This is a genomic window from Aerococcus viridans (assembly GCF_002083135.2).
GTDB classification, from domain to species: domain Bacteria; phylum Bacillota; class Bacilli; order Lactobacillales; family Aerococcaceae; genus Aerococcus; species Aerococcus viridans_C.
Map to the genome: position 1 here is coordinate 444,569 of NZ_NBTM02000001.1, position 22,825 is coordinate 467,393.

Genomic DNA, 22,825 nt, shown 5'->3' on the forward strand with positions numbered 1-22,825 from the left:
CCATATCAGTTATAAATTGCTTATGAATCTGACTTATTTGAAAAAATTACCTACATAATAATACAACTTTTTCACTATAATTGCTAGTGAATCCGCTCAATTGTTAAGATTTTAACGGACAAATTTACATAAAATTTACTTATTGTATACGAACTACTTCACCAGGGGTTACAGAAGCCTCAGTTTTTCCGTTCATTGCTAGGAATTCATCTAAAGTTAAACCATTGTTAGTTGCAATTCGATAAGCATTGTCACCTGGTTGAACTGTATATGTTCCAGCTGAAGGCATTTCACTACTTGAGCTAGAGCTGGCATCTGCTGTTGAAGAAGATGAGGATGAGCTAGCACTTGAAGAAGCCGATGAACTAGATGAAACGTTCGGTGCTGTATAAGATGGATCATTCGACCTTGACTGCGCTAATGACGCTGAGTTTGCTTCATATTCTGCTGTTAAACTTGCTAAATCTGCACTGTAGTCTGCATCTTTAGTTAATTCAACAGATGATGCAACTGATGACGATTCGCTTGATGCCTTACTCGAGTCACCTAAAGATACACCAGTTCCATTACCACTCACTGTTAATGGTTCAGCCGAATAATAATCTGAACCGCTCAATGGCTGTGAATCCACTTGTACACCTAAAGGATTGCCCTCTTCAGCAGACGCTCTCCACGGAATAATCATCAACACGATAGCAGCGATCACAATACCAACAACCGTAAATTGCGTCGATCGAGATTGTGCCTGCCATTTTTCAATAAATTCACCTAGCCATGCTGGCATAGTATTTCCCCCACCCTGTAAAAAGAAATTATGTGGCCAAATGTACAAGAATTCAACATTCTACATACCTTTTACCACATATCGTATACGCTTAAAATCAAGTTTATCCCAACTATAATGCGCATATTCAAAATATAAACGCCATAATCCAAAAGCATTTCCTTCATATTATAACACAGAATACACATATAATTTAACTTATAGATTACCCCTAGATTGCATTTGTGTTACAAAAAACAGGGTGTGAGCGAGACCGCTCAACTCAACAATGCTAGAAGACTAATGCCATAGCACACGAAGTGAGGTGCAAACTAGTTCTAACGCATTTAACCGAATAGGTGATGAAGCACTGACTCGGTCAAAAGCTGAAGTGGACTTGAACTGGTCGATGGAGCAGCCCTTGGAACGTAGTGACATAGGGGTGTCTATGCGTCAGAAGCGAACTCGACTGCAAGGCGTTGAGTCGTTCCCCTGGCCAATTTAAAAGACCCACGATTTTCACGGTGGGCCTCGTTTAAGATCATATTTTTTTAGTCTTGGTCGTAACCGTTTGGATTGTTTGATTGCCATTTCCATGAGTCACGGCACATGTCAGCTAGATCATGTTCTGCTGTCCAAGATAATAATGTTTTGGCATATGAAGCGTCTGCGTAATTGGCAGCGACGTCACCAGGACGTCGGTCTACTAGCTCGTATGGGACTTCTACGCCATTTTGGGCTACAAATGTGTTGACCAGGTCTAGGACTGAGTAGCCAATTCCTGTTCCTAAGTTAACTGTCTCAACGCCTTGGTGGTCAAGTGCGTGTTTGATTGCGGCTACGTGACCTTTGGCTAGGTCAACGACGTGGATGTAGTCGCGGACACCTGTACCGTCATGGGTTGGATAGTCACTACCAAATACAGATAAGTGGTCGCGTTTACCGATGGCCACTTGAGTGATATAAGGCATTAGGTTGTTTGGAATATCTGTTGGGTCTTCACCGATTAGGCCTGATTCGTGGGCACCGATTGGGTTGAAGTAACGTAAGATCATGACTGACCACGTGTCGTCAGCTACTGCCAGGTCACGAAGGATTTGTTCGTTCATGACTTTGGTGTAACCGTATGGGTTTGTTGCGCTTGTTGGTAGGTCTTCTGTTAACGGTGACTCGTTGTCCATACCGTATACAGTGGCAGATGAAGAGAAGACAATTTTATTGACATTAAACTCTTGCATCACTTCAAGAACTGATACTAAACCACCTAGGTTGTTGTCGTAGTATTTAATTGGTTTGGCAACTGATTCACCAACTGCTTTGAAGGCTGCGAAATGAATCACTGCTTCAATATTTTCTACTTCAAAGATATGGGTTAATGCCTCTTTGTCTAATACGTTTGCTTCATAGAAGCGTGGACGCACACCAGAAATTTCTTCAATTCGTTCTAAAACGACTGGTTTACTGTTTGAATAATCATCCACGATCACGACATCATAGCCGGCTTGGATTAATTCAATTGTTGTGTGGGAACCGATATAACCAGTACCACCTGTAACTAGAATAGCCATCTTAATTCTCCTTTAACCATGCAATTTTCAGCAGATTTTTTTGTCATTTATATATTTAAGTCTATTGTATCACAGCGGGAAAAAAGAAAAATATTAACAATCTGATAAATTTTAAAATTTGATTTTCTTTATTGCTCATCTTATTGTGGGGTGGCGATTGTTTCCTAGCTGAAAAAGATTTTCAAAGTTAACAAAAAGTTTTACTTATAGTAACAATAAAATGCAATAATATACACTGGGTAGATATGTAACGCACATAGTCATCTCAATTAATTTACGACTGCCAATGCATTCAACTGCATTAGCTTTATTTGTCAAAAAACCACGATAATCCCGATTAAAAAATGGTTAACCATTATGCCAGATCAATAAATATGATCAAATAATGCATTAGTATGCCCAGAAATTTCAGAGAAAACCTAACATTTTTAAGGGGCTACATGTTATCATGGACTAATAAAATATGAGAAAACAGTTAGGAGTATCGAGATGAAGATTGGGATAGTAGGATTAGGTGTAATTGGTGGTTCGTTTGCGGAGGCGTTACAAACTGCAGGTTATCATGACATCTACGGGATTGATAGTAACCAAGAAACGCTTGATACCGCAGTTGAGATGGGCATTATTAAGGAAGGTTTTCTAACTGGTGAAAACATCTTAGGTCAAGTGGACCTGACCATTATGGCCTTGTACCCGAAAACAGCTGTGCAATTTATTGCAGCTAACCGCGACTTCTTTAAAGATGGTAGCGTCTTAATGGATACAACGGGAACGAAAGAGAACTTTATGGCCGAGCTGGCGACCGTATTACCGGACAATATTGAAGTTGTCTACACCCACCCTATGGCAGGTCGTGAGAACCGAGGGATTGCCTACGCACAAGGGTCGGTATTTCAAGGCGCTAACTTCCTGATCACGCCAACTGAAGCCAATAATGAAGATACTTTGGGCAAAATAGAATCCCTAGCCACTGAGATTGGTTTCGGTAAAATCAACCGCGTTTCAGCTAGCTTCCATGATCAAATGATTTCATTCACCTCGCAACTGCCACATGCCATTGCGATTTCATTGATGAATTCAGACCATGAAGAACGCGAAACCGGTAAATTCACAGGTGACTCATACCCAGAATTAACCCGTATCGCCAAAATCAACGAAGACCTTTGGAGCGAACTTTTTATCGATAATAAGCATTACCTCTTACAATCGATTCAAGACTTTGAAGCCCAGTTAAACCTGATCAAAGACGCCATTCGAACCGACGATCGTGAGCAATTAAAAGAATTGTTCAGACATTCAACAGCTAATCGCTTGAAACTAGAAGCCGAAATGGATGAAAGGAAAAGACGAGGGTAAGAGCGAAATCGCTAAGCTCAATAATGTTGGAAATCTAAGGCCGTATCACAAAAAGTGTAATGCAACTTAGTTTGAAGCAGACTTGAGCTGGTTGAGGAACCCGACTAGAGGGTTTAAAAGTCAACTTATCCTCTTTAAAGATTGCTATTTATTATCCAGAGACGTGATGTGTTCGCGTCTCTTTTTCTATCTAACAACGGCTAGCAAATACGTCAAATCTGGCACCTTGATTTTTTCATATCAACCATGACCGTATTTTGGTAAGTCAGATTCTAGGCAATATATTCCTTTTTTCAAAAATGATAAGTTATAATGATTGGGATAATTATAGTAAATTGAAAAGAGGTTGAGATTTATGAAGAAAAAATTGGGTATTCTCTCATTAACGGCATTGTCATTGGTGCTTGCGGCTTGTGGCAATGGTGGCACAACGGCGGATAATGAAGAAGCGGCTAAAAACATCAAAGTGACGGTGAACGGCGAACTGGCGTCGCTTGATAGTATCTCTTCGACAGATTCACCAAGTCAAAATACCATTGCCAACGTAATGGAAGGTTTATACCGGCCTGCTGATAACAGCAGTAACGAATTAGGGGTTGCGGCTGAGGAACCAACCGTTTCAGAAGACGGTTTAACTTATACCTTCACCATCCGTGACGATGCAGACTGGTCAAATGGTGACCCGGTAACTGCCCAAGACTTCGTTTATACCTACCAAAAAACAGTTACACCTGAAACTATTGGTGGCAACGCCAATAAATTCTATGTCATTGAAAATGCGGAAGCTATCGCAAACGGTGAAGCTGAACCGGATACGCTGGGTGTTAAAGCTATCGATGATAAAACATTGGAGATTACCCTTGCCTCTCCAACAACTTACTTCACTGACTTATTAGCTACACCTTACTACTTACCAGTCAACCATAATGTGGCCACTGAACTGGGTTCTGACTACGGAACTTCTGCAGAAAACGCCGTATATAACGGACCGTTTGAAGTGAGCGACTGGAATTCAACTGAAATTGAATGGACATTAACGAAAAATGACGAGTACTGGGACGCTGAAAATGTTGATTTAGATCAAATCGACTGGGTAATGTCTAAAGAAAACTCAACAAACGTGAACTTATTTGAAGGTGGCGAACTCCAATACACTGAAATCACTACCCCTTACGTTCAAGAATACCAAGACTCTGAAGTCTTACACATCGAACCTAAAGGTATGATTGGTTACATGGAATTCAACTCCCAATCAAGTCCAACAAATAACGTCCACTTCCGTCGCGCCATCAGCCAAGCTTATGACAAAGAAGCGTTTGTTGACGCCATCCTTGACGACGGTTCACAGGCAGCAGGTGGTTGGATTCCATCAGAATTCGGTTCTGACCCAGAATCAGGCATCGACTTCCGTGAAGAGAATGGTGATCTAATGACCTTTGACCTAGAAGCTGCCCAAGAAGAATGGGCCTTAGCCTTAGAAGACTTAGGAACAGATACAGTTGAAATTGAATTGTTAACTTCTGATACAGATACATCAAAAGCCACATCAGAATACCTACAAGCCCAACTTCAAACCAACTTACCAGGTTTAACAGTAACCGTTCGTAACGTGCCATTAAAATCCCGTCAAGCCATTACAGGAACAGGCGAATTTGACATCGTATACGGTACCTATAACCCGTCTTACGCCGATCCAACAGCCTTCCTTGACTACTTCGTGACTGGATCATCATTATCATCAGGTGACTTCTCAGACGCTACTTACGATGAATTAATGACCGAAGGCAAAACAACTAACGCCCTTGACCCAGCAGCACGTTGGGACAACTTCCTAGCCGCTGAAAAATACCTAGTAGAAGACGCTGCAGCAGTCAGCCCAATCTACCAAGGAGCATACGCAAACCTAATTGACCCATCCTTGGAAAACGTCATCAACCAACCAAACGGGGTTGCGCAATACTACCGCGTAGCCACATACAACGTCACTGAATAACGCATTTGAACAATTCATAACAACACGCAAAATCCCTAGATCTAATCACACATAGATCTAGGGATTTTTGAATTTGTCTATTTAATCGAGGTAAATCAATTAAATAATGAGTGGTGAATTATTGAGTAAAGCGATTGAATAATATGAGTTGATACCATAGCCCTGGTTGGCATACGTACCCTTTAAAATTTAAATGACTCAAGTTTAGAAGTAATTAATTTTACTGAGTACCCTATTCGTGTACAAAGTCATTAAATAGCAGTTATGTAATACCCGGTATGCCGAAGCCTTCTATTTTTATATTTACTCTGCTGCTTCATTTACACTTTTAGCAACAATTTTAGATACGTTAGGGTTGAAGGCATTTGGAATAATATTTTCAACTGATAACTCATCATCTGGTATGATGCTTGCGATACCTTGTGCTGCTGCAATTTGCATTTCCTCAGTAATATCACTTGCACGTGCATCCAAAGCACCACGGAAGATGCCAGGGAATGCTAAGACGTTATTGATTTGGTTAGAGAGTCACTACGTCCAGTTGCAACGATAAATGCACCACCTTCTTTAGCTTCATCCGGCATAATTTCTGGTGTTGGATTAGCCATGGCGAAGATAATCGCTTTTTCATTCATTGTTTTGATCCATTCTTTTTTAAAGACGTTAGGCGCAGAGACACCGATAAATACATCCGCATCTTTCACAACTTCTTCTCTGGAAGAAATAAGTGGAATGATGACACATCACTCCACTTATTTCTGAAGTTACGCGGGTCTGACATTTGAAGGCTGATTAAAGGTGAGAGAGCCGATTACAAGATACGGCACAAAATATTCATAACTTACTCAAAAAATGAGGTCAGAATCATTCAACAATGATTCTGACTTCTATTTTTTTAAATTAAAATATTGTATGCAAATTTATTCAATTATAAAAATCAACATAACCATTGATTTAATCGCATTATAGATTGAATGTTAAGCCATTAAGTATCAAAGCTTATCTGTACCCGCAAATGCCTGCTTGCATGCATTCTAAAAATAGCACCCAAAATATATCAATCTCGCCAAAGGTGAAAATCACTGATATAACAATATTTAAAAATACATCTTTTCTACACCAACTGTCAAACGAAAAAGGAAGCTCTTGCGGTCAATCACCACAATCACTTCCTTTATTATTTACCTTCTATTTAGCATAGCGACTTTCTTTGAAGTCTAAGCCCAAGTGGTCACGTAATGTGTCCCCTTCATATTCGTATGAGTAGTAGCCACGTTCTGCAATCTTAGACAATACATTGTCGAAGAATTCGTCGTAATCATCCCCAAATACTTGCTCATTTAACATGAATCCATCTGCTGCGTCATTTTCCAACCAGTAGATTAATTTGTCCGCTAATTCATCATATGTACCGTAGAAGTTCCCTTTTGGTGTAGCCGTTTGTAGGGCTACTTCACGTAAGGTTAAGTTCTCTTCTTTGGCTTGCGCTTTGATCGCGTCACTTGTTGAACGGAATCCGTCAGATCCTACTTCTCCTAAGTCTGGGAATGGTGCATCTGGATCGTATTGTTTGAAGTCGTGGTGGTCGAAGAAGCGTGCTAAGTAATCTAGCGCTTCATCCAAGCTGATTAATTGTTGTAATTTCTCATAGTTAGCAGCAACTTCTTCTTCAGTCGCACCAGTAATTGGTGATAATGATGGCAAAATAACCACTTTTTCTGGGTCACGGCCGTTGGCTTTTACAGCGTCTTTAACAGCTTTGTAGTACTCTTGTGCTTTTTCCAAGGTGCCAGCTGCATTAAAAATCACTTCACCATGCTTAGCTGCAAACTCGATCCCTTTAGGACTTGCACCCGCTTGGAAAATAACCGGTTGACCTTGCGGAGTTCGTTGAATGTTTAAAGGTCCTTTTGAATTGAAGAATTCGCCTTTATGATTCAACACATGGACTTTGTCTTTATCATAGAAGACACCTGTTTCACGGTCACGGACAAAGGCGTCATCATCAAATGAATCCCATAAGCCTTTAGTGACTTCTAAGTATTCGTTGGCCATGTCGTAACGTAAGTCATGCTCTGGGTGGTTACCCTTATTATAGTTACCAGCAGACCCTTGTAGTGGCGAGGTTACCACGTTCCAACCAGCACGACCCTTAGAAATAATATCTAATGACGCAAATTGACGGGCCACATTATAAGGCTCAGAATAAGTGGTTGATAAAGTTCCAACTAAACCAATTTTAGAAGTAATTGGTGCTAAAGCTGATAATAAAGCGATAGGTTCAAAACGGTTAACAAAATGAGGAATCGATTTTTCATCGATGTATAAACCATCTGCAATGAAGACGAAATCCGCCCCATTTTTCTCAGCTTTTTTCGTTAAGTTTACATAGTGATCGAAGTCGATTGATGCATCAGGCGCAACATCTTCAGCCTTCCAAGAGTTCATGTGAGCGCCAGCACCGAATAGTAATACACCTAGTTTTAATTGTTTTTTAGTCATGAAAATCTTCCTTTCTTTCTATTAAATGTCTTATAAAATAGCTTGATTAAATCAAAAATCCTATTCTGCTTCTCTAGATTGGGTAATATCTACCCCGAAGTATTCATTTGAAATCTCTGCCAAAGTCCCGTCTTCACTTAAAGTTTGAAGGGCTGCATTAAAGTCCGCAATGATTTGTTGGTTTTCTTCCGTATCTTTGAATGGGAAGCCGACTGGTTTTTCACCGAAAGTTTCATCAATCATCCGTAAATCAAGGTCGCGGTTTTTAATTTGCGCAGTCAATTCTTCATAGCCATTGACATAACCTTTCACCTTGCCTGATTGAATATTGGCAACCGCAACTGCCATACTTTCTACAAATTCAAGTCCGATTTGATCTTCAGTATCGTATTCTTTCAACACTTCCGCATAGTTAGACCCGACTACACCGTTGACCGTTTCCCCGTATAAGTCTTCAAGGGTGTTGGTTTCCGTGTCATCAGAAGCTACTGCAATCCCAGTAGAGGCATAGAAGTAGTTATCTGTATACACATAAGACTCTCGACGTTCCGGCGTATTGGCGAAGTTAACAGCGGTATCTGCCTTTCCAGCTTGCAGTGCTGCAACAACACCAGACCAGTCAGACAAGGCCCATTCAATCTCGTAGCCCGCTTCCTCTGCTGCTGCTTCAGCAACCTCTACAGAGAAACCTTTCAGTTCATCCCCTTCTTGATAGTGTTGCGGATACCCGTCTGGAGACGCTGCAATTGTCACTGTTTTATCTGCAGACCCGCTGTCTAAACTCGTCGCTTCTTCTCCTGCAGATGCCCCGCATGCAGCTAAGACCAAAGCCGAGGCCAATCCAATACCCAATAACTTAAACTTTTTCAATGCTTTTCCTCCTCTTATCTGGTATATGGTACGGCTAGGCGTTTCTCATACCAGTTTTGTAATAGTGAATATAGAATGGTGAGGGCCCAGTAAATCAAGGCCACTGCGAAATAGGCTTCAAAGAACCTCAAGGAATTCGAAGCGAATAATTTCCCTTGGGCAAGCAACTCGACGACCCCAATTGTGAAGGCTAGTGACGAATTCTTCAGTAAGCCAACAAAGGTATTCCCAGTCCCTGGAATGGCGTTACGAATGGCTTGTGGTAAGACAATCCCTCGCAATGTTTGTCCGTAAGTCAAGCCCACCGTCATCGCCGCTTCCACCTGACCCTCGTCTACAGAACCCAAGGCTGCCCGGAATACCTCAGCTAAGTAGGCTGCTGTATTCAAGGAGAAAGTCAGGATTGACGCCGCTTCAGCCGACATCCCTGTTGCAATCGGTAGAATCTGTGGTAACCCAAAGTAAATCAATAATAACTGGACAATGGGGGGCGTCCCTCGAAAAAAGGACATGATCACTTGGATAATCTGGGTCAGTACGGGCACTTTATTGACTAAAACCACCGAAAATAGTCCCCCAATGATAACGGCAATCGCCATCGAAGCCAAGGTTAGATACAAGGTAATGGGCAAATAGCCTAGTAAATCTGGCAATATTTCCAACATATAGGCAAAATCAAAGGTCATATTAGCCTCCTATCCGAACAGCATTACGTTGTAAAAATTGAATCGTCCGCTCATGTTGCGGATTTTCTAAGACGGCTTCAGGTTCGCCTGATTCAACAATGTAACCGTCTGACATGAAGACGACTTTATCCGCCACTTCTTTAGCGAAATTCATTTCATGAGTCACGATAATCATCGTTGCTTGCTCGTCTCTGGCAATGTCAGAAATAACCTGTAGTACTTCAGCTACCCATTCAGGATCAAGCGATGAAGTTGGTTCGTCGAACAAAATAACTTTTGGATTGACCGCAACCGCTCGGGCAATCCCCACACGTTGTTGCTGGCCTCCTGATAAAGTGACTGGATATTTGTCTGCCTTGTCTGCTAAACCTACTTTTTCAAGTAAAGCCAACCCTTTTTCTTTAGCAGCATCTTTTGAAAATCCTTGCGCCACTTCAAGGGCATAAGTCACGTTTTCAAGCACTGTTTTATTTTTAAATAAGTTGTAGTGCTGGAAGACCATCGAAGTTTGTTTTCTCAATTCAGCCACAGTTTTTTTCGTTGCCTTCTTAGTATCCACAGCCACATCCCCAATGCGAATAACCCCACCATTCGGTTCTTCTAGGTAGTTTAAGCATCTAAGCAAGGTCGATTTCCCTGACCCTGATGGTCCGATAATGGCCACAACTTCGCCGGCTGCAACTTCAAAGGATATATCCTTTAAGACCTGGGTCCCAGAAAAGTCCTTTTGTAAGTGTTCAATTTCAATCATATTGTTACTATTATTGTTCGTCATATGTCGCTCATCCTCATTATTGTGTTCACTCTATCTTTGCTTGTGTTGACAGTTTAAAATCCTTTTTTGAGTAAAATAAAAACCCCTCTCAATAGGCAATAGTCCTATCAAGAAGGGATGACTGGTCAACAATCATGGTTCCACCCTTTTTCATATTGTCCTCGCAGACAATATCTCAGTCAGTAAATACTGACAGGCATAACGGCCCCACCCGTCCAACCAGCTTTCACTGGCAGGATGCTCCAAGCGCACTTTCATTACCTGTATCCATCTGCTCCCATCAACACAGACTTTCTGTCAAATACATGAGTAATTACTCTTCTCTTCATCGCATTTCGTGATTAAAAAAATGTCTTTTGCTTGAAGTGAATTTAACAAACCCGAACCTCTTTAGACAAGATTACTGCCTAGGGAGAATAAGCCTCGTTTTTTATTTTTTGTTTTTACCCTTATATAAAAATGTGTCTTAAAAGTTGATATTTAGCGTTTTCTAACCAAGTACACATAGACTGATAATCGTAAATAGCTATCAGGAATGATTAAAAAGCTAGTCAAATGATCACAAATTCAGTTGAATTTTAATACAATATTTGTATTAAACCCTAGCATGTAACCCTCTAAAAGGCGAACAAACCCTATTCTTCAAGCCAACTAAAAAGACGAAACGTGGCCTTGTATCAGCTAGCCATGGTTTCGCCTGTTAAATTATGCAATTTTTCAAATCCTTACAGCTTGTTGAACCCTTGGCCTTTTGCCATTAAGGGACAATTGGCACCCCAATTTGTTCACGTAAGGTCGTACCTGGGTACTCTGTCCGATAAATACCACGGTCTTGAAGGATTGGCACGACTTCATTGACAAACCGTTCAAAGGCACCTGGAATATCACCAGCGATGATAAAGCCATCAATGGCATCTGCTTCAACCCAGCGTTGGATTTCATCAGCGATGTCTTCAGCTGTCCCGATAAAGTTTGGACGAGTCACCGCTTGTTCCAAGGCTACTTGACGTAAGGTCTGATTTTCTTCCTTAGCCCGTTTCTTGATGTAGTCTGTTGTCGAACGGAAGGCATCTTTCCCAATATCACCTAAATCTGGGAACGGCGCATCTAGGTCATAACCTGAGAAGTCGTAGTCATCGAAGTAGCGAGCTAGGTATTTGACTGCATTTTCAATTGGAATTAAGCTGGCAAATTCAGTGTAAGCTGCTTCAGCATCTTCCAAAGTATCCCCAACAAGTGGGTTGATGCCAGGGTAAACCTTGACCTCTTCAGGGTTACGGCCAGCTGCTTTAGCCCGCGCTTTAATGTCATCATAGAAGGCCTTCACTTCTTCTAAAGAATTGGCATGGGTGAAAATAGCTTCCGCATTCCCTGCCGCAAAGGCCTGTCCAGAATCTGATGATCCCGCTTGGAAAACGAGTGGTTCCCCTTGAGGTGAACGGCCAATGTTTAGGGGACCAGCTACTTGGAAATACTCTCCTTCATAGTTTAAACGGTGCAGTTTTTACGGATCAAAGTATTGGCCTGTTTCCTTGTTTCTAGGGAAGGCATCCGGTTCCCAAGACCGCCATAAACCACGCACAACATCTAAATGTTCTTGTGCGATTTTATAGCGTTCACCGTGAGGCGGTAGCGTCCGGTTGTTGAAGTTCTCAGCCACCCCTGCTTGTGGTGTCGTCACCAAGTTCCACCCAGCACGGCCGTTAGACAAGTGGTCTAGCGATAGCAATTGACGTGAAATAGTGAAAGGATCTGTATAGGTTGTTGAGAAAGTCCCCACTAAACCAATATTTTCAGTCACAGCCGCTAAACTAGACAATAAGGTAATCGGTTCAAAACGGTTTAAAAAATGAGGAATTGACTTCTCAGAAATATATAAACCATCTGCGATAAAGACGAAATCAAATAGTCCTTTCTCTGCTAATTGCGCCCGCGTCTTATAAAAGTTTAAGTTGGTGCTGGCTGTTTCGTCTACTTGCGGATGACGCCAACCATCTGTTGTGCCACCGATACCATGTAAAATGGCCCCAAAATGTACTTGTTTAGTCATATTACTTCACTCCTATTCCGGCTGCTTTTAGCCCATTCACCACATGTTCCAACCCTAAATCAATAATCCCTTGGTATTGCTTGCTATCTTTTTGACCAATTTCAACTACCGGCACATAAGAGACCCCGTATTTGGCATTCAAAATGTCTCTAAATTGGTCGTTTTCTATCACGTCAATCAATTCATATGAAAGGTTTTCCTCTTGTAAGTAATTTTTGATTTCCTGGCAATAATGACAGCCTTGTTTAGCCCATAAAATGATATTTGCTGCTTGTTGTTTGTCTGACATTCTTACCCTCCTTTAATTTCCCCTGCTAAGGCTTCAATAATCTCGAATTTCTTAGCGTAAGGGATGCCAATTGTGTGAATCACAAAATGGTCGGTATTAAATCTCTTTGAAAAATCGTCTAGTTGCGCTTTTACCTGACTAGCTGTACCAACAAAGGCGCCGACTTGTTTTTCAACGATTTTGGCGTCTTCAGCTTGGTGCAGGTCAGCATATTCTTCAGCGGCCGCTTGTTTGTTGAAGTTGACCCTTTTGCCAGAATTCAGGACCACCGTATAGGCAGCTTGTTCAGCAAGGTAGGCTTTACCTTCCTCCGGGTCGTCCGTGATATAAACAATGACGGCAATTTTAAAGTCCCCTGATCCTTGATAAGCGGCTCTTGTTTTGCCAAGCGCTTCAAGATCTGCATTGGCAAAGTAGGGATAGACTAGGCCGGTATCCTGAGTGGTCGCTAAGTTGGCACTTTCTTGACTACCCCCAAGCAATTCGATGGTAAAATCCGAATCAATCGCCGGTTGTAAGTCATAGTTTTCAGCTGCATAAGGATGGTCACTCGGGAAATTATTGCGGATGAAACGGATGACCTCGATAAATTTGTCATCGAAAGATTGGACTGGTTTGATAAAGTCTCGTTGCAAAACCTCAATCGCCTCATCCTTACCACCTTGAGCCTTACCCAACCCTAAAATCACCCGACCTGGCGCTAGTTGGTGGAGTACACTGAATGACTCCGCCACTTTATAAGGGACATAATGTTGCAACATGACCCCACCAGATCCTACGCGAATCTTGTCCGTCTTGGCTAAGATGTAACCCACCAAAATTTCTGGTGCCACACTAGCAATCTCTTTTGCAAAATGGTGTTCCGCCACCACAAAGCTGTCGTAGCCCAACGCTTCTGCCTTCTGAGCAAACGCAACCGTCTGCTTCAGCGTCGACTGAGCGGTTTCACCTTCATAAATAATGTTTTGATCTAATAAACTTAAACTTAAAGCCATTCACTTACCCCCAATTCTTTCCAACTACCACCGTGTGTCCTTTTTTTGAAAAATAAAAGCCCCTCCCTAATAAACAGTCTTGTCTATTAAGTAGGGGCGAAGAGTCAACGTTCACGGTGCCACCCTTGTTCAAACTGCCCTCGCGAGCAATTTCTCATCCAGTAAATCTATACTAGAAAATTTAACGGTTCCACCCGTCTAACCAGCTTTCACTGGCTAGATGCTCAAAGGTCATTTTCATTACTGGTAATCATCTGCTCTCATCAACTACAGACTTTCTGTGCCTTACCCCCATAATTACTCTACTCATCCACGCACTAGTTTATTTGAATATTGCTTATATTTACTTATATTTGCTTTTATTGCTATCTGGACTTGCAATAAATTTGCTTGCACTCAATCTAACAAATTCCACTCACTAGCATCAACCTTACCGCCTAGCCCTAAAATTTCCAGATCTCTTTTTGGGCAAAATGGTGACAAATCAAAAAATCTAGGAAAAGCCTTTGAACATCAAGCTTTTCACATCAATGTAATTTTTCCATAATCGCTAACCACTATCATCATTGATATGGAAGTGGGACAGGCACTGACAAAAAATATAAAATATAAATACAATCATTGTACAAAACGCCATTTCTCATCAAATCGAAAATTCTAACAATGTGATTAAATCAGTCTTTCTAATCAAATCAATTGAAACCGGGTCCTAACCCTACAGATATCGTTTGGCCGATTTTGATTTTCTGCATATAAAAATTGCCTTCTGCTGTTATCACTTTTATCGATATCCATTGATTGATAAATGCTTGAGCAAATTCCCCCCACTAGAACCACCTACTCAGTTACAATTCTCTTTAATGATTATGCAATTATTTAAATAGATACATAAACAAATCAACCAATTTCTAGAAATGAGGATGTCAGATGCGAATTGCCATAGTAGGTTTTGGGATTGCGGGTGCCAGCACCCTAATCCAATTAAGTAAACAGTTTGATTTAAATGCCGCGACCGACCAAGTAGATGTCTATGAAACACGCCCACGCTTAGGTGCAGGTGCCCCGTATGCAGAGGACGACGACGCCACAGTCATCAACTCTTTCCCGCGGTCATTGTCCCTTGATGACGACAACAACGAGGACTTTATCAACTGGACCAAGGCCAATTATCCGGCAATCGATATCGATAATGTCTTTGCCCCGCGCACCATTTACGGTGAATATGTGGAAGCATATCTCAAACCCTATTTAGCCAAAGATTATGTTCGTCATATCCAAGCCAAAGTCACCGATTTTCAAGTCGTAGACGCAGACGGGACACCCCTTTACCAGCGACCGCTTGAAGACGGCTTAGCTTATCAAGTCTTTAGCTCGGAAAATGGCTGGTCCCAGATTTACGATGCGGTCTTTTTTGCCATTGGCCACCCGCCCTATCAAGACCCATACCAATTAGATGGCCAAGCCAACTATATTCAAGACCCTTACCCATTGCGGGAAAAATTGCCGGCGGCTAAAGGCAAGCGTCGAATTGGGATTGTGGGCTCCGGTTTAACGACTATCGACTTGATCAATTACTGCAACAAGTACGATTTATTTGCCGACCAAGAAGTGACGGTCTACTTTCGCCACGAACCTTTCCGGTCAGTAATCCAACCTGACGCTAACGAAGACTATATCCAGTCCATCAATGGTGAATGGATTGGGACACAAAGAGCAGCCAACAAGGGTGCTATCCCGATTCAAGTCGTCATCAACCAAGTCAAGGCCGACCTAAAGGCCAACGATATTGACTACAGTCGGGTTTGGGCCAACTTCAATACAGGTTCAGTCGCTACTGTCACAAAGGCCATCCGCCAAGATGACCCTGACTACCGCCGTTTCCAAGGCTTTTTCCGAGCCTTCTACCCAGACCTACACCAGATGATGGGCGCCCTGGATGCTGCCGGTAAAGACTATTTCTACAAGGAACTAGGCCCCTTCTTCCGTATGCTGTATTCACAAGCCCCAGCCGCTTCCATCAGCATGATTTTAGACTTAGTAGCCCAAGGCAAATTAAAATTAGTTTCTGGCTTGTCTGATATCAAACCCTTGGAAAATGGCCAGTTCCACCTTTACGCTAACGGGATCCGCCACAAGGCAGATGTCTTAATCAATGCCACTGGCTTCAATAGTCGTTTAAGCCAGGCAAAAGACACAGACTCGTTACTGGGTAATTTGATCCGCCGTAATTTAATCCTGCCTGACAACCGGGACAATATTTTAGCGGCTTACCCAAGCGCGAAGCCATTAAACCCTAACTACCAAATCCTAGACAAGGTCTACTTCCTAGGCAGCTGGATTGCTTCAACCCAGGGACCTAATACGTCCGTTGCCTTGGCCAAGAAACAAACCCAAATCGCCGTTACCGACTTTCATCAACAAGTCAGCAAGCACAAGTAATTTACTATTTTTCCATGCAAAAAGGACTTGCACCCTCAAGCTAAGTGAGCGGCGCAAGTCCCTTTATTGTGTTTCATATTTTATTCAGATTAGTCGGTTTTCCTAACCTAGCTTATTAGTCAACCATTGCGAACAAGTCATTCAATCCTTCAGCTAAAGTAGGATGGGTATAGATTTGGTCACGTAAAGTTGTGTATGGTAAGCGGGCATTCATGGCAACGGTAATGATATTGATGATTTCATGGGTACCTTCACCAAATAAACGAACCCCTAGAATTTCATTGGTTTTCGCATCGATGACCGCTTTAAATACGCCAGTAGTTCGGCTGATTACTTTCGCTTTTGGAATATTCACCACTGGTAACGAGGCCACTTTCACCTCATAACCAGCTTCCTTAGCCGCCGTTTCAGTTATACCAGCTGTTGCAAATGATGGTTCAATAAAGGTTGCTGTTGGAATCACTGAACGACTTTCAAGGTTGTAGCTACCGTTCCCAAAGATGAAGTCTTTCAAAATCCGGTTATCATCTAGTGAAACATAGGTAAATTGGGGTCCACCCTTAACGTCACCAACCGCGAAGATGTGGTCTTTGGTCGTTTGTAAGTGTTTATTGACTTCGATTTCACCGCGGTCATTCACTTCAACGCCCGCTTTATCTAATTGTAGACTTTCCGTATTGGCGTGACGGCCAACAGATACTAGGACTGCTTCAGATTGGATGCTTTCTTCTTTTCCATCTAGTTCAACTGTCAAAATGGCTTGGTCACCCTCAACTTGAGCAGCAGTTGTATTAGCATTAAAGACGAATTCAATCCCTTGATCTTGTAAAGCTTCTAAGACTACGCCCGCTACGTCACGGTCTTCAGATTTTAAGAAAGTGGATGCATCGCCGTTAGATAAGACTTTCACTTTAGCACCAAATTGGTTAAACATAGAAGCAAATTCTAAGCCAATAAAACCGTCCCCAATAATAGTTAAGCTTGCTGGGTAGTCTTCTTGGTCCATCAAGGTTTCAGAAGTATAGAAAGGTGCACCAGCTTCTAATAAGTTGCCTAAACCGTCAATATTACCTGGTACATTTGGCCGCGCACCAGTGTTCACAATAATGCGGTCAGCTGATAATTGAATCGTTTGACCATCGTCACCCTTAATTTCAACAGTATGTTCATCAACGAAATAGGCCGTACCATCGATCACTTGACCATTTTCTAAGTCAGCGACTTTATGGTAGTTAGCATTATTCAACTTACTGATTAAGTCTTTTTTCGCTTGGACTGCACTTCCATAATAAGTCCTATTATCTGCGTCTTCTGGTTTACGTTCTGCTGCTGTAATGAGATGTTTAGATGGCAAGCAGGCTACATTGATACAGGTACCACCGTACATTTTAGGTGAAGATTCAATCAAGGCTACAGTTTCCCCTGACTTGGCTAAGGTACCAGCAATCGTTTTGCCTGCTTTACCAAAACCAATAATGATGTTATCAAATTTTTCCATTTATAAATCTTCCTTTCGATTGGACACTTTTATATATTTTAGTATATGATTTTTGACATTTTTTCCAAAACGATATGCACTAGGTTAAAACGATCACTGGCAATTAAATTTTACTTTTTGCAAATAAATCGCTATTATTATCTCATATGCATACAAAAAAGGTCCATGCACATACATAGAATGGGCTTAAACAATAACATAAGGGAGTGATTAGATGACATTATTACTGAATGTTAAAGACATCCGGGGGTTGGTCGATATGGCAGAGACCGTCAACATTGTCGAAAGAACCTATCATGAAATGGGTCAAGGCAAGGTTATCAACCCAAGCAAGGTGAATTTAGACTTAGGTGAAACGGGTAATTACCCCTTCTACGACGGCTTTATGAATGCCATGCCAGCCTATATCGACTGGTTAAACATGGCTGGAATGAAGTGGATTGGTGGCTTTTATGGTGGTCGTCGGGCAGCCGGATTCCCCTATATGACAGGGATGATCCTCTTGTTAGACCCACATGTGGGACGGTTCTTATCCGCTATGGACGGGGCTTATATTACAAACCTTAGAACTGGTGCGCAAACCGCTGTCGCCCTATCTTACTTTAACCTAGGCGAATCCATCTCACTGGGTATGTTTGGGGCTGGTACCCAGGCTAGAACCCAGGTGATTGCCATCACTAAACGGTATAAAATCAACCGTCTAGTCGTATGGAACCACCGCCGTTCAACAGCAGAAGCCTTTAAAGAGGACATCGCCCACCTTATCGATGGGGAAGTTATCATTGCGGATAAACCTGAAGACGCCACAGATAATGACGTGCTGATTACGGTCACAGGGGCTACCGCACCCTTTATCACAGGTGACATGATCAAACCAGGTACCATCATCATGCCAATGGGGTCACGCGGCGAAATCACAGACGATATCATCCTAACCGCTGATAATATCTACGTTGACCACCGTGCCCAAGCCCTTCACCGTGGCGCTTTGAAGAACCTAACAGACGAAGGTCGCCTATCCGAAAAAGATATTACCGCAGATTTCGGTCAGTTAGCTACAGGCCAAGTGGCACCGAAGCATAATGAAAACACGACTACCATCGTTATTCCAATCGGTATTGGCGCACTCGACGTCGCAGTCGCAGGCTACGTCTACCACAGAGCCAAGGTCCAAGGCCTCGGCCAACAATTCGACTTCGACCTCCTAGGCGGAGACAATACCATCAATTACATGGAACCAGACTTGGAAAAAGAATAACCACTAGCTAAGCTAGCAAGCAAAAAGGGGCGTGACCAATTATCACACCCCTTTTTGTCTATCATATTTATTCAAATTCACACCTGACGTTGAATACTTGCCCTTGTTCATGTGTCTTGTATTGCAATTTAAAACTTTTTTCTGGCATAGCTTTAAATGTTATTCCTTTTTCCCACGCAACAAGCGTAAGCCGTTCAGGATAACTAAAATTGTTGAGCCTTCATGGAAAAGGACGCCAAGAGCGATATCTGAAATGCCCATGAAATTCAAGATGACTAAAACGAGCACAACAAACATTGAAAAGGCCATATTCTGCCAAGTAATTCGGTTTAAATCATTGGATACTTGGTGGGCATAAATCAATTTGTCCAGGTCATTAGCCATCACAACAACGTCAGCAACGTCAATTGCCACATCCGTTCCGTCACCCATAGCGAAACCAATATCTGCTTGCACTAGAGCTGGCGCGTCATTGACCCCGTCCCCTGTCATCCCAACTTGTCCGTATTCAGCTTGTAAGTCTTTAACAATTTGGGCCTTCTCTTCAGGTAAAACATTGGCCACAACTTGGTCAATCCCCACTTGATTAGCGACTGCCTGCCCAGTCACCTGGTTGTCTCCAGTGATCATGACAGTATGAACGTCCGCTTGGTGGAGGTAGTCGATGGCTGCTTTAGCCGCTTGGTTTGGCGTATCCATCATAGCTATGTAGCCGATAACTGCATCGTCTTTTGCGATATAAACCACCGTTTTCCCGTCCGCCGACAATTCGTCTGTGTGCCCCTTGATTTTGTCTGGAACGACCTCAAATATTGATGGCTTACCGATTTGATAAGTGTGGCCAGCGTAGGTCCCGCTCAGCCCTTTTCCAAGGTCATTCGTCACTTCAATCGGGTCGGTTAAGGGTTTTGTGTGGGCTTTAAATTCTTGTAAAATGGCACGAGCCAAGGGATGGTTGGATTGACTTTCCATCGCGACAACTACTGGCAAGATTGCTTCGTCTTGGATTCCGTCAACAAAAAAGTAGTCGGTCACTTCGGGTTCACCCTTGGTCAAGGTGCCGGTTTTATCGAAGGCAATGGCTTTTAAATCAATCAGATTGGCTAGGTAAGCGCCACCTTTGAATAGGACGCCATGGCGTGCCAAGTTTGAAATGGCCGATAGGGTTGCGGGCACTGCTGAAGCGGCCAAGGCACATGGTGAGGCGGAAATTAAGAATATCAGTCCACGGTACCAAGCCTCTGCCCATTCCCAGCCGAAGATCCAAGGACCTAGAAGGACTATGAATGGAAAAATGGCCAGGACGGTTGTGACATAGATTGGTTCGATTTTCTTAATTTTAGTGGCAGCTGGTGTCAAATTGGCTTGGGACGCTTCCACCATTTGCAGGATTTTCGCAAAGACGGTTTCATCCGGATTCTTCGTGACTTCAACCACAATAGCGTGGTCCCCGTTAATGGTCGCCCCAAATACCTCGTCACCTACTGTTTTTTCTTTAGGCATTGATTCGCCATTGATAGAGGCTTCGTTGATGACAGTAGCCCCTTTGACAATTCGGCCATCAGTAGGGATTTGACCCCCATTTAAGACTTGGACTTGGTCACCGATTTGCAGTTGGTCAACTGCCACGTTTTGGGTTGAACCATCAGCCTGTAATAGTAAGGCTTCAGTTGGGTTCAAATTCATCAGGTTGGTAATTTCACGTCGCGACCGACCTTCCGCATAATCTTCTAGGAAGTGGGCACCCGCGAAAATTAAAATTAATAGGGCTGCTTCATAGAAAGAGCCGATTAATAAAGCGCCAACTGCCGCCAGCCCCATCAATAAGTGGATATTGGGTTTGAATTTACCAGCGGACATGGTGTCTCGAATAGTATCACCAAAGCCCTCACCTAACACGTGGTAGCCGGATAAAATTACTGACGCTACCATTAAGGTATTCCCGATAAATGGTAGCCAATGCCCAATGATAAGCCCTAAAATGAAGGCGATGAAACCAAGGATATACAGGCGGGTAGCCAGCTTGGTATCATGTTCACTATGGTTGTGTCCACAGTGGTCATGTTTATGATTATGGTCGTTAGTGTTTGCGTGTTCATGTGTATGTTGATTAGAATGATGTCTTGTATCTTTATGGTGATGGGTCTCTTTTTCAGTCATCATGTCCACTCCTTTTTAATAGCTCACTTACAATATATAAGTGTATATGAATATCTATTCATATTCCTCACCCTTATTATACAGCACCAATATGAAAAAACAATCATATTCATTAAAAAAGATAGGTTATTAACAAAGGAAAATGTCTTTGGGCTAAATTATTTTGGGAATTATTACCGCTAATTCCTCCCCCAGCTTTACCATCATTTTTGGGTGCATAACTTCAACATTTTTGGCCATCACTTCCATCGTTTATTAGGGATTTATTTTAAAGCGAAAATTTTGTAAACCAGTTTTAGCATATTGTTCATTTTGCTACCAACTCTTATAACAAGTACCATATTTGAAGGTCTGATATCCTTATACAGCTATCATGTTACTCAATATTTACTGAAGCTAGAACTACCTGGCCCTTCACAATAAACGCTATATCTGGGCAGTTTCTATCGGTGTTTTCACCGCTAACTTCCTGACTTACGGCCCAATCGACATGATCGTCGGCTCTGTTTCAACCTTTATCTTTCTATATATTGGCCGCTGGTTAGGTGATTATCTTGTCAAAATGGCCAAGCAAGCCCAATTTGACTTATTGTCTGACCAATGGGTTCGCTATATTACTTTGGCAGTCATTTTCGCCCTATCCATGTTCACAACCACTACAACAATCGTATTAGTCGGTGCCGACGCCGCCTTCTTACCGATATATTTCTCACTAGCCCTGTCCGAATTTGCGGCCATGACCCTTGGTATGTTCATTATGTACCCATTAAGCAAACGAATCGATTTCGACCGCTAACAAGCGGATTCTTTGAATTGCCCTTTTTTGACCTTTATACTATGTAGTAGACAAATGAATGTAAAAATTTGATAGAGAAATGAAAGAGTCATTTGAAAGGAGCTTTTCAAACATGAGAGTACTTGTTATTGGTGCCAATGGTGGCGTATCCCGTCACTTCGCAGATTTTGTAAAAGATTCAGAAACAGTAGAAGAAGTTGCAGCTATTCGTAACTTAGACCAAGCCCCCTTCTTTGAAGAACGCGGGATTGAATCAGTTTACTTAGATTTAACTAAACACACACAAGCAGACATTGAAAAAATTCTGACCGACAATAATATTGATTCAGTGATTTTCTCTGCCGGTGCTGGTGGATCAGGTGACGACATTGTTATGATGGTTGACCTTGATGGCGCTATTAAATCTATGCAGGCAGCTGAGGCAGTTGGAATCAAGCGTTTCGTGATTGTATCTACCTTTAGAACTGGTCGCGAGGAAATTGAGAAAGGTGCCTTACGCGTTTATACCACTGCGAAAACTTACGCAGATGAATGGTTGAAATCACGTACCAATTTAGATTGGACCATCATTCACCCAGGTATCTTACGTGATCAATCAGGTTCTGGCAAAATCACTACTGAGCCCCAAACTGAAACCATTGACGTTGCTCGTCAAAACGTAGCCCAAACCTTACTAGCGGTTCTGGAAAACGACAATACCATCGGTAAAGAATTTGAAGTGGTAGATGGCGATACAGATGTCACAACAGCCGTTCAAAATCTATAAACATGCATAAGTAAATAAATCAGTAAATAAGTAAAAGGTGCCCGCGAACAAGTCGCAGGCA

Annotated in this window: 16 protein-coding genes, 2 pseudogenes and 2 other annotated features; of the genes and pseudogenes, 6 read left to right on the forward strand and 12 right to left on the reverse strand. The window is 42.3% G+C overall.

Annotated elements, in window-relative coordinates; translation table 11 throughout:
• Positions 1-139 precede the first annotated feature (139 nt).
• Complete coding sequence (locus A6J77_RS02265; RefSeq protein WP_083067904.1) at positions 140-784, reverse strand: LysM peptidoglycan-binding domain-containing protein; 645 nt, start codon at positions 782-784, stop codon at positions 140-142.
• Positions 785-1,314: 530 nt separating this feature from the next.
• Complete coding sequence (gene galE, locus A6J77_RS02270; RefSeq protein WP_083067906.1) at positions 1,315-2,331, reverse strand: UDP-glucose 4-epimerase GalE; 1,017 nt, start codon at positions 2,329-2,331, stop codon at positions 1,315-1,317.
• A 489-nt stretch (positions 2,332-2,820) separates the two neighbouring features.
• On the opposite strand from galE, the gene A6J77_RS02275 reads away from it, so the two are divergent.
• Both A6J77_RS02275 and A6J77_RS02280 read left to right on the forward strand, forming a co-directional pair.
• The gene (locus A6J77_RS02275) at positions 2,821-3,687 is read left to right on the forward strand and encodes a prephenate dehydrogenase (protein WP_083067908.1); all 867 of its coding nucleotides are present in this window, start codon (positions 2,821-2,823) and stop codon (positions 3,685-3,687) included.
• Positions 3,688-4,042: 355 nt separating this feature from the next.
• Positions 4,043-5,680: a peptide ABC transporter substrate-binding protein gene (locus A6J77_RS02280; RefSeq protein ID WP_083067910.1), complete on the forward strand. Its 1,638-nt coding sequence runs from the start codon at positions 4,043-4,045 to the stop codon at positions 5,678-5,680.
• Positions 5,681-5,983: 303 nt separating this feature from the next.
• Here the strand turns inward: A6J77_RS02280 and A6J77_RS02285 are convergent.
• From A6J77_RS02285 to A6J77_RS02320, 8 genes and pseudogenes are all read right to left on the reverse strand, one after another.
• A pseudogene (locus A6J77_RS02285) lies at positions 5,984-6,378 on the reverse strand (malic enzyme-like NAD(P)-binding protein); the annotation flags it as partial.
• Positions 6,379-6,868: 490 nt separating this feature from the next.
• Positions 6,869-8,182, reverse strand: a complete 1,314-nt coding sequence (locus tag A6J77_RS02290; RefSeq protein WP_083067916.1) for an LLM class flavin-dependent oxidoreductase — start codon at positions 8,180-8,182, stop codon at positions 6,869-6,871.
• Between the two features lie 60 nt (positions 8,183-8,242).
• Positions 8,243-9,052: a transporter substrate-binding domain-containing protein gene (locus A6J77_RS02295; protein WP_083067917.1), complete on the reverse strand. Its 810-nt coding sequence runs from the start codon at positions 9,050-9,052 to the stop codon at positions 8,243-8,245.
• Between the two features lie 14 nt (positions 9,053-9,066).
• Entirely contained in the window at positions 9,067-9,738 is a 672-nt protein-coding gene (locus A6J77_RS02300; protein ID WP_083067918.1) for an amino acid ABC transporter permease, read from the reverse strand.
• 1 nt (position 9,739) lies between these two features.
• Positions 9,740-10,489: an amino acid ABC transporter ATP-binding protein gene (locus tag A6J77_RS02305; RefSeq protein ID WP_083070230.1), complete on the reverse strand. Its 750-nt coding sequence runs from the start codon at positions 10,487-10,489 to the stop codon at positions 9,740-9,742.
• Between the two features lie 134 nt (positions 10,490-10,623).
• Positions 10,624-10,851 (reverse strand) — a binding site (T-box leader).
• 419 nt (positions 10,852-11,270) lie between these two features.
• A pseudogene (locus A6J77_RS02310) lies at positions 11,271-12,563 on the reverse strand (LLM class flavin-dependent oxidoreductase).
• Between the two features lies 1 nt (position 12,564).
• Positions 12,565-12,852, reverse strand: coding sequence for a glutaredoxin family protein (locus A6J77_RS02315; RefSeq protein ID WP_083067919.1), 288 nt, complete (start codon positions 12,850-12,852; stop codon positions 12,565-12,567).
• Positions 12,853-12,854: 2 nt separating this feature from the next.
• Positions 12,855-13,847 (reverse strand): MsnO8 family LLM class oxidoreductase, encoded by a 993-nt coding sequence (locus A6J77_RS02320; RefSeq protein ID WP_083067920.1) that lies wholly within the window; start codon positions 13,845-13,847, stop codon positions 12,855-12,857.
• 89 nt (positions 13,848-13,936) lie between these two features.
• Positions 13,937-14,169, reverse strand: a binding site (T-box leader).
• A gap of 605 nt (positions 14,170-14,774) precedes the next feature.
• Between A6J77_RS02320 and A6J77_RS02330 the strand changes: the two genes are divergently transcribed.
• On the forward strand, positions 14,775-16,286 hold the full coding sequence (locus A6J77_RS02330) for an FAD/NAD(P)-binding protein (protein ID WP_083067924.1): 1,512 nt from the start codon (positions 14,775-14,777) through the stop codon (positions 16,284-16,286).
• Positions 16,287-16,401: 115 nt separating this feature from the next.
• Here the strand turns inward: A6J77_RS02330 and A6J77_RS02335 are convergent, their stop codons facing one another.
• Positions 16,402-17,784: an FAD-dependent oxidoreductase gene (locus A6J77_RS02335; protein WP_083067926.1), complete on the reverse strand. Its 1,383-nt coding sequence runs from the start codon at positions 17,782-17,784 to the stop codon at positions 16,402-16,404.
• Between the two features lie 214 nt (positions 17,785-17,998).
• On the opposite strand from A6J77_RS02335, the gene A6J77_RS02340 reads away from it, so the two are divergent.
• Positions 17,999-19,042 carry an ornithine cyclodeaminase family protein gene (locus A6J77_RS02340; protein ID WP_083067928.1) on the forward strand — a complete coding sequence of 348 codons (1,044 nt, stop codon included), beginning with the start codon at positions 17,999-18,001 and terminating at the stop codon, positions 19,040-19,042.
• 159 nt (positions 19,043-19,201) lie between these two features.
• Here A6J77_RS02340 and A6J77_RS02345 read toward each other — a convergent pair whose 3' ends face one another.
• Positions 19,202-21,202 carry a heavy metal translocating P-type ATPase gene (locus A6J77_RS02345; RefSeq protein ID WP_083067929.1) on the reverse strand — a complete coding sequence of 667 codons (2,001 nt, stop codon included), beginning with the start codon at positions 21,200-21,202 and terminating at the stop codon, positions 19,202-19,204.
• A 406-nt stretch (positions 21,203-21,608) separates the two neighbouring features.
• On the opposite strand from A6J77_RS02345, the gene A6J77_RS02350 reads away from it, so the two are divergent.
• Positions 21,609-21,998 (forward strand): QueT transporter family protein, encoded by a 390-nt coding sequence (locus tag A6J77_RS02350; protein WP_227645180.1) that lies wholly within the window; start codon positions 21,609-21,611, stop codon positions 21,996-21,998.
• 112 nt (positions 21,999-22,110) lie between these two features.
• Positions 22,111-22,764 (forward strand): SDR family oxidoreductase, encoded by a 654-nt coding sequence (locus A6J77_RS02355; RefSeq protein WP_083067931.1) that lies wholly within the window; start codon positions 22,111-22,113, stop codon positions 22,762-22,764.
• The last annotated feature ends 61 nt before the right edge of the window (positions 22,765-22,825 follow it).

Bases quoted from the DNA above. Each gene is read 5' to 3' on its own strand.
- galE (WP_083067906.1), bottom strand. From the start codon at position 2,331: ATGGCTATTCTAGTTACAGGTGGTACTGGTTATATCGGTTCCCACACA.
- A6J77_RS02330 (WP_083067924.1), top strand. From the start codon at position 14,775: ATGCGAATTGCCATAGTAGGTTTTGGGATTGCGGGTGCCAGCACCCTA.
- A6J77_RS02315 (WP_083067919.1), bottom strand. From the start codon at position 12,852: ATGTCAGACAAACAACAAGCAGCAAATATCATTTTATGGGCTAAACAA.
- A6J77_RS02275 (WP_083067908.1), top strand. From the start codon at position 2,821: ATGAAGATTGGGATAGTAGGATTAGGTGTAATTGGTGGTTCGTTTGCG.
- A6J77_RS02280 (WP_083067910.1), top strand. From the start codon at position 4,043: ATGAAGAAAAAATTGGGTATTCTCTCATTAACGGCATTGTCATTGGTG.
- A6J77_RS02305 (WP_083070230.1), bottom strand. From the start codon at position 10,489: ATGATTGAAATTGAACACTTACAAAAGGACTTTTCTGGGACCCAGGTC.
- A6J77_RS02335 (WP_083067926.1), bottom strand. From the start codon at position 17,784: ATGGAAAAATTTGATAACATCATTATTGGTTTTGGTAAAGCAGGCAAA.
- A6J77_RS02355 (WP_083067931.1), top strand. From the start codon at position 22,111: ATGAGAGTACTTGTTATTGGTGCCAATGGTGGCGTATCCCGTCACTTC.
- A6J77_RS02340 (WP_083067928.1), top strand. From the start codon at position 17,999: ATGACATTATTACTGAATGTTAAAGACATCCGGGGGTTGGTCGATATG.
- A6J77_RS02345 (WP_083067929.1), bottom strand. From the start codon at position 21,202: ATGACTGAAAAAGAGACCCATCACCATAAAGATACAAGACATCATTCT.
- A6J77_RS02300 (WP_083067918.1), bottom strand. From the start codon at position 9,738: ATGACCTTTGATTTTGCCTATATGTTGGAAATATTGCCAGATTTACTA.
- A6J77_RS02320 (WP_083067920.1), bottom strand. From the start codon at position 13,847: ATGGCTTTAAGTTTAAGTTTATTAGATCAAAACATTATTTATGAAGGT.
- A6J77_RS02265 (WP_083067904.1), bottom strand. From the start codon at position 784: ATGCCAGCATGGCTAGGTGAATTTATTGAAAAATGGCAGGCACAATCT.
- A6J77_RS02290 (WP_083067916.1), bottom strand. From the start codon at position 8,182: ATGACTAAAAAACAATTAAAACTAGGTGTATTACTATTCGGTGCTGGC.